The organism is Bifidobacterium sp. 7101 (assembly GCF_000499285.1).
GTDB lineage: Bacteria > Actinomycetota > Actinomycetes > Actinomycetales > Bifidobacteriaceae > Bombiscardovia > Bombiscardovia apis_A.
On sequence record NZ_AWUN01000003.1, the window covers coordinates 104,129 to 116,913 of the forward strand.

The window sequence follows — 12,785 nt, forward strand, 5'->3', positions numbered from 1 at the left end:
CTGATCAGGACGGTCATCATCGCCATGATGCGACTCAGACGGGAAACCAGATGCATGAAACCAAAACCCCTTCACCAAATACCAAGCGGAGCAAACGCCGCCTGCCTAATAAAGTCCCTCTTGTCGGAAAGCCACCCATAGCTCAATACCAGCCCGTGCAACAGACTACACGAGCCATGACAAAAGTCAGTTGTCTTCTCGACATCCCCTGCTTTTTACCCTACCACCCAGCCCACCAACAACACACAAGCCAGGTCCAACCGCCCGGCGACAATGAACCCGACTGATCTCAAAGAAAGGAGCCAGCGCATGACCAACCAGGGATACTATCTGCCGGGACTCTACGTTCGGGAGGGGTCCATCCCCGTTCCCTTGGACTGGGCGGGCAGTGAACCTGGCGTCTGGCGAGCCGAAGATCATTCGGACCAGGCGGTCGTCCGCTGCTTTTACCGCGTGGTCTGCGCCCCCGAGCACATCCACGACGACCTGCCGCTGCTAGTCTATCTGCAGGGCGGGCCCGGGTATGGGGCTCCACGGCCGCTGAACGCCACTGCCGACGGGTGGATGGCCGAGGCCCTACGCCACTTCCGCATTGTTCTTCCCGACCAGCGGGGTACGGGCCGGTCCAGCGCCATTGACGGCTCCACCATGGCCTCCCTGGGCGAGCCCCGGGCCCAGGCCGACTATCTGAAGCATTTTCTGGCGGACTCCATCATCAGGGACTTCGAGCACCTGCGTCGTACGGTCTTCGTCGGCCGTCCCTGGGTCGCCCTGGGGCAGAGCTTCGGCGGCTATCTGACCCTGGCCTACCTGTCGAACTTCCCCCAGGGGCTGGCTGCGGCCTTCACTGCCGGGGGCGTGCCTCATATCCCCACTGATGCTTACGAGCTCTTCTCTCATACCTTCACCAAGATGGCCCAGCGATCCCAGATCTTCTATCAGCGCTATCCAGGGGACCAAGACCGTGTGGCGGCCATTGCCGACCGGCTGGCCCAGGGCGATGTGGTTCTGCCCGGAGGCGACCCCCTGAGCGTGGAGCGGCTGCAGACCCTGGGCGCTGACCTGGGCAAGAGCGGCGGGTTCGAGCGTCTCCACTGGCTGCTGGACACGGCCTTCCTGGACGGCGACGGCAGCCTGCCCGCTTCCGGCTCTAGCAGCTCCCGGGCCACCCTCTCGCAGACCTTCCTGGAGGGGGTGCGGGCGGCCACTACGGTTACACCGCTCTACTGGCCCCTGCAGGAGTTCATTTACGCCGATGGGGACTGCGAACCCCTGCGCTGGGCTGGACAGCGGGTGCGCGATGCCCGTCCTGAATTCGACACTGCTGCCCGCCCGCTCATGTTCACCGGAGAGGCGATCTTCCCCTGGATGTTCGAGCAGGAGTCGGCCCTGCGCCCCTTCGGCCCGGCGGTCAGCCTGCTCATGGAGGAGGGCTCCTGGGGCCACCTGTACGATCCCGAGCGTCTGGCCGGCAATCAGGTTCCCCTGCAGGCCGCGGTCTATGCCGACGACCTCTACGTGCCCTCCGAGCTCCAGCTGGACACCCTCTCGCGCGTGGGTCACGCCCATGCCTGGGTGACCAACGAGTTTGAGCACGACGGTCTGCACGGGGACAGGGTCTTCGCCCACCTCTACCGGCTGGCCCTGGAGCGCGGCGATCTGGAGGGGCTTTTCCCGGCGCGCAGCTAGACTTGAGGGCATGAACACGGACTCATTGACTCTCGGATTCATCGGATACGGCAACATGGCCCAGGCCATGGCCCAGGGGCTTGTCGACGCGGGTGTGCTACCCGGCGGCCGGATTATGGCCTGCGCAGCCCATTATGACCGGCTGGTGGAGCGGGCGGCTCAGCTGGGGGTGCGGCCCATGCACTCCGGAACCGAGGTGGCTGCAGCCGCCGACCTGGTGATTCTGGCCGTCAAGCCGGGGCAGGTGGCCCAGGTCTGCGAGCCCATCCGCCATGAGCTGGCTGATCCGGACCGCATGGTCCTTTCTGTTGTAGGCGGCATGACCCTTGAGGACTATGCCGACATCCTGGAGGAGGGCACCCACCTGATCTGCGCCATCCCCAACACCCCCATTTCGGTAGGGCAGGGGATTCTGGTCACCCAGGAGGACGATACCCTGACCGACCAGGAGCGGGAGCTGTTCACCCAGATCTTCGACCCGGTGGCCATGATCGAGCGTCTGCCTCGGGAGCTGGTCTCGGTGGGTACGACCATCGCCGGATGTGCGCCCGCCTACACAGCTATGTATATGGAGGCCCTGGCCGATGCCGGGGTGGAGCACGGGCTGCCCAGGCAGGCGGCCTACCGGCTGGCGGCGCGAATGGTTCAAGGGACCGGGGCCCTCTATATGGCCACCGGCACCAACCCCGGGGCCATGAAGGACGCGGTCTGCTCGCCGGGCGGAACCACCATCAAGGGGGTCGCCTCCCTGGAGAAGCACGGCTTCCGTGGAGCGGTCATCGATGCCATCGATGCGGTGGAGCGCGGCCACTAGGGGGAGCCACGCCGGGGCAGTCCGGGCAATAGACTGGTACATATGTCGTTAACCATAGGAATCGTCGGGCTGCCCAACGTCGGCAAGTCCACACTCTTCAACGCCCTCACCCGCAACAACGTTCTGGCGGAGAACTACCCCTTCGCCACCATCGAGCCCAACACCGGCATCGTGCCCCTGCCCGACGACCGGCTGCCCGTCCTGGCCAAGCTGGTCCACACGGACAAGATCGTGCCCGCCACGGTCACCTTCGTGGACATCGCCGGCATCGTCAAGGGGGCCTCGGAGGGGGAGGGGCTGGGCAACCAGTTCCTGGCCAACATCCGCGAGGCCGACGCCATCTGCGAGGTAGTCCGCGCCTTCAATGACGACGACATCGTCCACGTCAACGGCAAGGTGGATCCGGCCGACGACATCGACACCATCAATACCGAGCTGATTCTGGCCGACATGCAGACCATCGACAAGGCCCTGCCCAAGCTGGAGAAGGACCAACGCGGCGGCAAGATCAAGCCCGCCTACCTGGACACCGTCCGCAAGGCCAAGGAGATTCTGGGCCAGGGCCGGACCATCGACCAGGCGGCCCAGGCCGGGGACATCGACAAGGACGAGCTCTACGACCTGCATCTGATGACCGCCAAGCCATTCATATACGTCTTCAATGTGGACGACGACGAGCTGCAGAACGAGGACATGAAGAAGCAGCTGGCTGATTCCGTGGCTCCCGCGCCAGCCATCTTCCTCAACGCCCAGTTCGAGTCTGAGCTGACCGAGCTGGACGAGGCAGACGCCCGCGAGATGCTGACTGACGCCGGACTCAAGGAGTCCGGCCTGGACCAGCTGGCCCGGGTGGGCTTCGACATCCTTGGCCTGCAGACCTTCCTGACCGCCGGGGTCAAGGAGGTGCGCGCCTGGCAGATCCACAAGGGCTGGACCGCCCCCCAGGCTGCCGGTGTTATCCACACCGACTTCGAGAAGGGTTTCATCAAGGCCGAGGTGGTCTCCTACGACGACTTCGTGGCCGCCGACGGCTCCTATGCCAAGGTGCGCGAGGAGGGCAAGATGCGCCTTGAGGGCAAGGACTACGTCATGCAGGACGGCGACATCGTGGAGTTCAAGACCGGCATTCCCTCCGGTTCCAAGAAGTGAGCGCCAGGCCCGGGTTCGCCATTCGCCGGGGCCATGGGCTGCCGCTGATCTTCGTGCATGGGTCCGGCGTGGACCACCACATCTTCGACGACCTGGATTCCGTCTTCGAGCGGGTGGGCGACTTCGAGCGGATCTATCTGGATCAGCCCGGCTTTGGCCGCACGCCGCCCGACCCGTCCATTCTCGATCTGGACGGTCTGGCCCGGTGGCTGGATGATCAGGTGGACATTTTCTGCGGTGGCGGCCCCTTCGCCCTGGTGGGTAACTCCCTGGGCGGGCTGCTCAGTCGCCATGCCGCCGCCGGTCGGTTGGACCGTTGCCGGGGGATGGCTCTGCTCTCTTCAGTGGTCGACCCGGTGACCGCCCACAGGCGCCTGCCCCCGCGTCAGGTGCTGGTCCGGGACGACCAGGGACTGGCCGATGTGGACGAGTTCACCAGGCATGCTTACCGGCAGATGGCTGTGGTTGAGTCCCGGGAGCATCTTGAGGCCTACCAACGCACCATCATGCCCGGCATTCGTTCGGCCGATGCCGATACGGTGGCTCGAATGGAGGGGCACTACCAGCTGGATATGGACTTCGACCAGGTTTGGTCCGGATTCATAGCCCCTGTGCTCTTTGTCTGCGGCCGCCAGGACGACCGTGTGGGCTACCTGGACCAATTCGACCTGGCCTGTCGCTTCCCCCGGGCCTCCTACTCGGTGCTGGACCAGGCCGGCCACAATGTGCAGATCGAGCAGACCGCCCTGGTGTGCGACCTGCTGGAGGATTGGGCCAGGCAGGTGCTGAAAGGCTGAGTCCGCCTTGTTTCCTTCTGCCGCTAAAATGAACTGTGCATATAGGTTCGTTCGATGGCGACGAAGGGGAAGGACATGGCTGTCTGGGGATTGGATAGCAAACGCCTTAAGCGGCGTGTGCTTGCCATGCTCCGTTGGCTGCTGGACCCTGTCCGCCGCACGCCTGTGGTGGTGACAACCGCCCTGTTGACGCTGTTGTTGACAGTCATGATTGTCAACCTGATTCAGCCGGTGGATGCGGCTCATGCGGAACGATCAGCAGGTGCGAGCGCTTCCAGCACAGCCACTGTTTCGGCGAGACAATTTCCCAAGGCGCATCATTCCGGTAAATCCGAGTCCTCCTCTTCATCAGCGACAAAGAGGCACACAAAAAAACAAGATGAGGAGCAGACAAAGGTTCAGACGACCGAGCCTGCTGGCGCATCTGCACAGCCTGTCGATTGGCTCAAGCCTTCACAGCAGATCGATTACCCGGATCCTGCGGCCCACCCTGGCCTCTCCCTGGAGGTCAGCCTTCAGGATCAGCGGGTCTATGTGCGCGACGGGTCTCAACTGCTCTACACCATGTACGCCTCGACGGGTATGGATGACTCCACGCCCAGGGGCAGCTTCCGTATCCAGTCTGAGCGCGGCGACCACTTCTACAACCCTAGGGAGGGGATGGGCGCCCGCTACTACACCAGCTTTCTGAACCACGGGGTCTTCCTCTTCCACTCGGTCCCCACTGATTCCAGCGGCAGCTACATCAAGGAAGAAGCTGACCTGTTGGGCATTCGACCCAGCTCCCATGGTTGCATCCGGCTGACCGTGCCCGATTCCCTGTGGATCATGCAGTCCGTGCCCACCGGCACTCCCGTCCTGATCAACTGAATTCCAGTCGGAGCCGGAACAGCCTCGTCCAAAATGTGACCATTCGCCGTCGTGCCTGCCCTCGGTTTTCTAACTTTGCTCTACCACAGAGAGAACTATCGAGAGGAAGTGGTCAGGAATCATGCAAAAGGTGCAGCGGTTCAGTGACTGGTTGACTAAGTGGTTCATTCTGGTGGTCCTAGCGTGGGCCGCCATCAACTTCTTTGTCCCGCAGATTAGCATTTGGGCCCGCAGCTACACCAACTACTTCCTGAGCATTATTCTCTTCGGCATGGGACTGACCCTGAGCCTGGACGACTTCAAGCGAATCGTCAAGATGCCGCTCATGGTCATCGTCGGCACTATAGCCCATTACCTGATCATGCCCCTGCTGGCCGTGCTGCTCTGCCGCATCTTCCGACTGGACGGCATGATCGCTGTGGGAGTCATCCTGGTGGGCTGCTGCCCGTCGGGGACCTCCTCCAACGTCATGTCCTACCTTTCGCGCGGTGATGTGGCCCTGGACGTATCAATAGGACTGCTTTCCACCTTGTGTGCGCCCTTCATGATCCCCATGCTGATGAACCTGCTGGCCAGCCAGTATGTGGCCATCCCCACCAAGCAGCTCTTCCTGACCGCCCTTGAGGTGGTGCTGATCCCCATCGCCCTGGGCCTGGCCGTCCACGCCATCTTCAAGGAGAAGGTGCAGAAGGTGACCGTGGCCCTGCCGGCCGTCTCGCAGATTGCCATCCTGGTCATCATCGGTGTGGTGGTCTCGGTCAACCATGCCAAGCTCTTCACCGCTGCCACTGCACTGGTTCTGCCGGTGGTCATGCTCCACAACCTGTGCGGGTACGGGCTGGGCTTCCTCTTCAGCCGGCTCATGTACCGCATCTACCCCAAAGGCTTCCGCTACGCCCAGCAGAAGGCCATCACCTTCGAGGTGGGCATGCAGGATTCCGGACTGGGCGCGACCCTGGCCCTGCAGGCCTTCGCAGCCGACCCGATCGTGGCCATCCCCTCCACCTTCTTCAGCGTCTGGCACAACATCTCCGGATCGGTACTGTCCGCCTGGTGGCGTCGGCATGACGACCGTCTGGGGATTGCCGCCGACTCCGCCCAGGGTCGTCCGGAACCGGCTCGCGCCTGATTCCGGAACGCCTTGATTGCTGGCCGGACCTGCTATATGCCCGGTCCGGCCAGCAGGAAGCCCAGGGCCGTCAACAGAGGCGGCAGGAAGATCGAAGCTGTTAGATAGCACAGGGCTGCCAGATGCCGTCTCTGCCGGGCCAGGGCCAGCACCTCGTTGACCGCTGTCGAGAAGGTGGAGAAGCCGCCCAGCAGTCCTGTGGCCAGCAGGAGCCGTCCCCAGTTAGGCAGTCCGTGGAAGGTGGCCAGGGCGGCCACCAGCCCTGCGGCCAATCCGGCCAACAGGTTGATGATCATGGTCGACAGGGGCAGGTCCACCTGCCAGCGGGCCTTGACCAGGGCATCCAGTAGGTAGCGCAGTCCGGCCCCCAGGCCGCCGCACAGGCAGATTAGCAACGTAAACGTAATGGTCATCGCGCACCCGCCTGGACGCGTGCGGCAAGACGCGCTCCCAGCGCTGCCATGGCCCAGGAGACCGAGAGGCCTCCGGCGAAGGAGATCAACAGGTAGGCAAGGGTTGCCTGGATTTGACCGCCCGACAGGCCCTGGACCAGTTCCAGCGAGAGGGTGGACATGGTTGAAAGTCCTCCGCACAGGCCCATGCCCAGGCCCTTGTTGGTCAGCTGCCTTCGGCGCGCATGCGTGCTTTTGGGCAGCCCGGCCAGGAAAGCGGTCAGCAGGGCGTAGCCTGCGCAGGCGATCAGGTTGGCCAGGAGGGTTCCCGGATGCAGTGGGCCGCTCTGGCCCGGCAGCAGGCTCAAGGTGTACCGGCAGCCGGTGCCCAGGATTCCGCCCAGAATTACGACCAGAGCCGTGGCCATATCAGGTCCGGTAGGGGGTTTGGTCATTGGAGGCCTCGGTTCCCGACGGATCAGCATCCGCGGGGTCGGGCTGAATGGCATGCGCCTGCACCCGGCCCGCAGACGGGGTCGTCGAATCATGGTGCAGGAACTATCAGCAGTTTGCGGTTCGGGGCTCAAGCCCCGGGCGGGTTCCATCGCCCCAGGTCCATTCTAGGGGCGCTAGAGGACCGTAACTGTTCACTCGGTGTGATTCTCGGGGTCCAGGGTCAGCCGATCATCGTCGGCATCGTAGTCGAAGAGCTCGCCGTAGCGGCCCCAGGTGATGGCGGTGTCGAACTGCTGGACGGCTTCCTTGTCCGAGTGGTGGGCCCGCAGCAGGTCCAGGATCAGGGAACCATGCAGACTCTTGTCGTCGCTGTTCTTCAGAGCCCTGTCGATGATGCGGATTAGCGGAACGTGGTCCATCAGCATCTTTGAGAACATCTCCTTGCTCTCCAGAATGTCCGCATCATGCCAGGCCCGGCCCTGGTCGGTCAGCCTGACATGTCCGTTGTCCGCCTGGAAGATACCCAGCATGAGCCCGGCGTCGATCAGAGGGAAGAGGTCATCCACTTCGAAGGAGAGCTTGGCGGCCAGGTCGGCCAGGTCCATGCCGTTGGGCTGGTTGACCATGACATCGGCCAGACCGGCCAGGCCGCCGGGGGTTGCGTCGGGCAGGTTGCGCTCCGCGGTCTCCTCGTCCCGCACCGAGTCCCGCACGGCCTGACGGTTGCGTACCTTGGTCTGCAGACGGCGGCGGATGTCCTCGCTGTCGCGCTGGCCGGTCAGGATGGAGTAGAGGTAGTCCACGCAGGACTGGAAGAGGTCGGACTGCTTGTCCCGAGGCCTGTCCAGGTTGATGGGCACGTTGGCGATGACCCGGCCCGGATGCGAGTCCAGGACCAGGACCCGGTCGGCCATCTCCACGGCCTCCTCGATGTTGTGGGTGACGATCAGGACCGACTTGACGCTGCCAGCCTCCTCGGACCAGACCTTGAGGACCTCCTGGCGTAGATTCTCGGCGGTCAGCACGTCCAGGGCCGAGAAGGGCTCGTCCATGAAGAGGGCGTCCGGCTTGAGGACCAGGGCCCGGGCGATGCCCACGCGCTGGCGCATGCCGCCGGAGAGTTCCTTGGGGTAGGCGCTCTCGAAGCCGTCCAGGCCGATGGCGTCGATGGCGGCCAGGGAGAGTTTCTCGCGCTCCTTCTTGGGCACACCCCGGGCCTGCAGGCCCAGTTCGACGTTGTCCTTGACGGTCAGCCAGGGCATCAGGGCGAAGCTCTGGAAGACCAGTGCCACGCCGGGGTTGGGCCCGTCCAGCTGCTTGCCCCGGTATTCGACGCTGCCCTTGCTGGCCGGAACCAGGCCGGCCAGGATGCGCAGCAGGGTGGACTTGCCAGCGCCTGAGCGGCCCAGGATGGCCACCACCTCGCCCTCATGCAGGGTGAAGTCGATGTTGTCCAGGACGGTCAGCTCCGCGCCCTTGTCGGACTGGTAGGTCTTGGTCACGTGCTCGGCCGTGATGATTCCGTTGGAATTGATCTTGGTCATTGTCGAACCTCTCAGACTTCTCATGTCAGGGAATAGCGCCGTTGTGCCAGTGATTGCAGGGGAGACCAGAAGAACCGGTCGGCCAGGACCACGAAGATGCTCATGACGGCCACCCCCAGGATGATGCGGGGGGCGTCGCCGGTGGCGGTCACCTGGGCGATGTAGGCACCCAGGCCCTTGGCCGTCAGCTCGGTTTTGCCGTAGGAGACCACCTCGGAGACGATGGATGCGTTCCAGGCCCCGCCGGCCGCTGTGATGCCGCCGGTGCACCAGGAGCCGAACAGGGCCGGCAGGATCAGGGTCTTCCATCGTTGCCAGCGGTTCTGGCCCAGGCTGCGCGACATCTCCAGCAGGTCGTCGGGGATGGCGGAGGCACCGGCGATGACGTTGAAGAGGATGTACCACTGGGTGCCCAGGGCCATGAGCAGGATGCTGCCCCAGTTGATGTCGATTCGCCAGATGATGAAGACCATGGTAACGAAGGGGAAGATGAAGTTGGCCGGGAAGGAGGCCAGGATCTGCACCAGAGGCTGCAGGTAGCGGGAGATGCGCGGATTCATGCCGATCAGGGCACCAATCGGAACCCAGACGATGGTGCAGACCACCATCAGGATCAGCACTCGCAGGAAGGTCAGCAGACCCAGCTGGAAGACATGCCCGACCTCGCCCAGACCCAGTGGACGGATGACCAGACGGTCCAGCTGCCAGAGTCCCCACAGGCCGATCAGAGCCAGGCAGACCCACCAGACCAGGTCGCTTGCCCGCCTGCGTCCGCCGCCACGGCCCCAGCGCGCCCCGGTGCGGCCCAGTGGGCGGGTGATTCGGTCCAGCAGGTCGGCCAGTGGATGACCCACCAGGCCCAAGAGGTCCTTGACCCCGGACAGACGGATGACCGTCAGCACCAGGCTGTGCCGGGGCTCGGTGGACTGGCTGCTGGTGTAGCGGAACTTCTCGGCCCAGGCGGTCAGCGGCTTCCAGAGCAGGAAGTCAATCAAGAGGACCACCACAATCATGGTCAGGATGGCCAGGCCCACCTTGCCCAGATCCTGCTCGGCGGTGGCCTCCTCCACGAAGGAGCCGATGCCGGGCAGAGCCAGGGTCCTGTTGTTGACCGAGATCATCTCGGAGGCGGTCAGGAAGAACCAGCCGCCGCCCATGCTCATCATGCAGTTCCAGAGCAGGGGAATCATGGAGTTGGGCACGTCCAGCTTCCAGAAGCGCTGCCAGCGGGTCAGGCGCATCAGCCTCACCGCCTCGTCCAGGTCGGTGGGCTCGCTGGTCAGGGAGTTGTAGAAGGAGAAGGCCATGTTCCAGGCCTGGCTGGTGAAGATGGCGAAGATGGAGGCCGCCTCCACGCCCATGATGGACCCGGGGAAGAGGACCAGCCAGATGGAGATGGTGGCCGACAGGAAACCCAGGACGGGCACCGACTGCAGGATGTCCAGCAGGGGGATGAGCACGGCGCCCAGGCGGCGGGAGCGCGCGGCGGCCAGTCCGTAGACAAAGGCGAAGACCAGGGAGATGATTAGGGCCGCGAACATGCGGAAGAGGGAGCGCAGCGCGTAGTAAGGCAGGTTGGCCGGGTCGGTGGAGACGTGGGAGGGAACGCCGGCGGGACCGATGGGGGCACCCAGGGCCGGCAGCAGATAGGCCAGGGCCCCCAGCAGGACCAGTGCGCCTATGGCTACGGCCAGGCCCGTCCATATGCGGGTGGAGCGCGATGCCTGGCTGCGGTCGTCGTTCAGTGGCGAACGGAGCATTCCTGGCAGTGCGACAGTATTCACGATGGCCTCCCTCCAAGGTGCGGAACATCCCTGTCGGCAGCCTCGAAGACGGCGTGGCAATCGGCCCATGAGCCGATCATTGTCATCGTTCAAGCTTCGGCTTCGCATGGTATTTGGCCCTGCATTAGTCCCTGCCTTGATCCGACGGGGACTGTTGACCTGCGCGGGGTGTCTCCACCACTTTGCGGCAGCATGCCTTGTCCATGCGGTAGCTTCACCTACCGACCACCCAATAACATAGATGGGCCCTGGGGGCAGTGTCAAGCATTTGCCTAACCAGTGTTGCCGTCCTTGCCAGGACTGACAATGACAAGGGTCTGCACGCAGTCGGTGCAGGTGCGAAATGGAATGTAAGGAGTGAATCCCTATGAAGATCGTGGCAGTCACGGCCAACCCCGAACCCAAGAGTCTGACCGATGCGGCGGGCAACGCCCTGCTGGACGGTGCGGCCGAGGGCGGGGCTCGCACCGAGTTGATCGACCTTTGCGCCGAGGGGTTCAATCCCGTCTTCGGCATGGAGGACAGGACCCACTACCTGGGCCAGGGACCCATGCCCGAGGATGTCCAGGCCATGCAGGAGCGAATCAAGGATGCGGACGTGCTGGCCCTGGTCTTCCCCGTTTACTGGTACAGCATGCCGGCCATCATGAAGGGCTTCATTGACCGGGTCATCTGCAGGGGATTCGCCTATAACGCTGATGGAACCCCGGGAGCTCTGGCCGGACGGCGTGTGGAGCTGGTCATGCTGACCGGCGGAGACAAGGAATGGTACCAGTCCAGCGGCATCGGAGAGGCCCTGGACAACCAGCTGCGCAGGCAGACCTTCCTCAAGTACTGCCAGGTCGCGCAGGTGGAGACCATCTATGTGGACAATCTGGATTCGGGCAACGACGAGCAGCAGGCGCGCGAGGCGGCCGACCGGCACCTGGTGGCCCTGGCCCTCAAGGGTCGTCAGCTGGCCGCAGGGACCGAGCCTGAAGCAGGCCAGGACGCTCAGTGACGCTCAGCATCGGATTCGTCTTCGATGACACCCTGGATGTGTTTGACGGGGTCCAGCAGCACATTCTGACCCTGGGACGGGAGCTGGGCAGGCGGGGCAATAGGGTCCAGTACCTGGTCGGTCAGACCGCCCATCCGCCGGTTGATGGGGTTCACTCCCTGTCCCGCAACGTCATGGTCTCCTTCAACGGCAACAGGATGCGCATACCTCTGCCTGCGCCCAAGGCGCCCATCCGCCGGGTCCTGGAGGCCGGGCACTTCGACCTGCTGCACGTCCAGGCTCCTTACAGCCCCTTCCTGGCCGGCCGGGTCATCCGCGCCGCCAACCCGGCCACGGCCCTGGTGGCCACTTATCACATCGCCCCCACGGGAAACCTGCAGCTGCTGGGCGGTCGGCTGCTGGGGATGATCAACCGCAGGACCCATAGACGCATCGACAGGGTCATCGCGGTCTCGTCCGTGGCGGCCAGCTATGCTCGGCAGACTGCCGGCGTGCCCAGCAGGGTGGTGGCCAACCCCGTGGACGTGGCTGCCCTGCGTCGGGCCCGACAGGCCGCTGGCGACCAGGAGGTGGCACGCCTGCATGGCCAGGGGCCTCATCTGGTCTTTCTTGGACGGTTCGTGGCCCGCAAGGGGGCGGGGATCCTGCTGTCAGCCCTCCAGGCGGGGGAGCGGGCCGGTATCCTGCCCGAAGGCCTACATGTGACCATGGCAGGCAAGGGCCCGTTGCTGGAGGACTGCCGTCGAAAGGCCGCCGCCCTGCGCACACCGGTGGCCTTTCCCGGTTTTGTGGACGAGAAGGACAAGCCCGCCCTGCTGGCCTCCTCCGACCTGACCGTCTTTCCCTCCACAGGGGGTGAATCCTTCGGCATCGTCCTGCTGGAGGCCATCGCCTCGGGCACGGCTCCGGTGCTGGCCGGGGACAACCCTGGCTACAGGTCCACCCTGATGGGCGATGAACGGGCTCTGGTGTCCGTCGACTCGCCCAACACCCCCGAACTGCTGGCCTGGCGAGTTACCCAGGCTCTGGGGGACCCATCCTGGAGGCGGAAGGTGCGCCATGACCAGCTTGCGCTCTTGGACCGCTACGACGTGACCACTGTGGCCGATCAGGTGGAGGAGGTCTACAGGCAAGCCATTCAAGACCGCCGTCTCATGTAGG

At 64.1% G+C, this 12,785-nt stretch carries 12 protein-coding genes and 2 riboswitches; of the genes, 8 read left to right on the forward strand and 4 right to left on the reverse strand.

Annotated elements, in window-relative coordinates:
- The first annotated feature begins 309 nt into the window (after positions 1-309).
- The 6 genes from P272_RS0105105 to P272_RS0105130 all read left to right on the forward strand — a co-directional run bounded on the left by P272_RS0105105 (position 310) and on the right by P272_RS0105130 (position 6,448).
- A complete protein-coding gene (locus P272_RS0105105) occupies positions 310-1,689 on the forward strand; it encodes an alpha/beta fold hydrolase (RefSeq protein WP_029678470.1) in 1,380 nt (459 codons plus the stop codon).
- A 10-nt stretch (positions 1,690-1,699) separates the two neighbouring features.
- The gene (proC, locus tag P272_RS0105110) at positions 1,700-2,503 is read left to right on the forward strand and encodes a pyrroline-5-carboxylate reductase (protein WP_029678471.1); all 804 of its coding nucleotides are present in this window, start codon (positions 1,700-1,702) and stop codon (positions 2,501-2,503) included.
- A 42-nt stretch (positions 2,504-2,545) separates the two neighbouring features.
- Entirely contained in the window at positions 2,546-3,652 is a 1,107-nt protein-coding gene (gene ychF, locus P272_RS0105115) for a redox-regulated ATPase YchF (protein ID WP_029678472.1), read from the forward strand.
- The gene (locus P272_RS0105120; RefSeq protein WP_029678473.1) at positions 3,649-4,449 is read left to right on the forward strand and encodes an alpha/beta fold hydrolase; all 801 of its coding nucleotides are present in this window, start codon (positions 3,649-3,651) and stop codon (positions 4,447-4,449) included. The genes ychF and P272_RS0105120 overlap by 4 nt, the downstream gene beginning before the upstream one ends.
- Before the next feature lie 54 nt (positions 4,450-4,503).
- Complete coding sequence (locus P272_RS09115; RefSeq protein ID WP_081709058.1) at positions 4,504-5,319, forward strand: L,D-transpeptidase; 816 nt, start codon at positions 4,504-4,506, stop codon at positions 5,317-5,319.
- A gap of 121 nt (positions 5,320-5,440) precedes the next feature.
- Complete coding sequence (locus tag P272_RS0105130; protein ID WP_029678475.1) at positions 5,441-6,448, forward strand: bile acid:sodium symporter family protein; 1,008 nt, start codon at positions 5,441-5,443, stop codon at positions 6,446-6,448.
- 32 nt (positions 6,449-6,480) lie between these two features.
- Here the strand turns inward: P272_RS0105130 and P272_RS0105135 are convergent, their stop codons facing one another.
- The 4 genes from P272_RS0105135 to P272_RS0105150 all read right to left on the reverse strand — a co-directional run bounded on the left by P272_RS0105135 (position 6,481) and on the right by P272_RS0105150 (position 10,600).
- Positions 6,481-6,861: a fluoride efflux transporter FluC gene (locus P272_RS0105135; RefSeq protein ID WP_029678476.1), complete on the reverse strand. Its 381-nt coding sequence runs from the start codon at positions 6,859-6,861 to the stop codon at positions 6,481-6,483.
- A complete protein-coding gene (locus tag P272_RS0105140) occupies positions 6,858-7,295 on the reverse strand; it encodes a FluC/FEX family fluoride channel (protein WP_044097802.1) in 438 nt (145 codons plus the stop codon). The genes P272_RS0105135 and P272_RS0105140 overlap by 4 nt, the downstream gene beginning before the upstream one ends.
- A gap of 90 nt (positions 7,296-7,385) precedes the next feature.
- Positions 7,386-7,458, reverse strand: a riboswitch (Fluoride riboswitch).
- Positions 7,459-7,487: 29 nt separating this feature from the next.
- Complete coding sequence (locus tag P272_RS0105145) at positions 7,488-8,840, reverse strand: nitrate/sulfonate/bicarbonate ABC transporter ATP-binding protein (RefSeq protein WP_155805014.1); 1,353 nt, start codon at positions 8,838-8,840, stop codon at positions 7,488-7,490.
- Between the two features lie 20 nt (positions 8,841-8,860).
- Positions 8,861-10,600 (reverse strand): ABC transporter permease, encoded by a 1,740-nt coding sequence (locus P272_RS0105150; RefSeq protein ID WP_029678479.1) that lies wholly within the window; start codon positions 10,598-10,600, stop codon positions 8,861-8,863.
- Between the two features lie 98 nt (positions 10,601-10,698).
- Positions 10,699-10,857, reverse strand: a riboswitch (M-box (ykoK) riboswitch).
- Between the two features lie 134 nt (positions 10,858-10,991).
- On the opposite strand from P272_RS0105150, the gene P272_RS0105155 reads away from it, so the two are divergent.
- Both P272_RS0105155 and P272_RS0105160 read left to right on the forward strand, forming a co-directional pair.
- Positions 10,992-11,624, forward strand: coding sequence for an NAD(P)H-dependent oxidoreductase (locus P272_RS0105155; RefSeq protein ID WP_029678480.1), 633 nt, complete (start codon positions 10,992-10,994; stop codon positions 11,622-11,624).
- On the forward strand, positions 11,621-12,784 hold the full coding sequence (locus P272_RS0105160; protein WP_029678481.1) for a glycosyltransferase family 4 protein: 1,164 nt from the start codon (positions 11,621-11,623) through the stop codon (positions 12,782-12,784). The genes P272_RS0105155 and P272_RS0105160 overlap by 4 nt, the downstream gene beginning before the upstream one ends.
- Position 12,785: the final 1 nt, after the last annotated feature.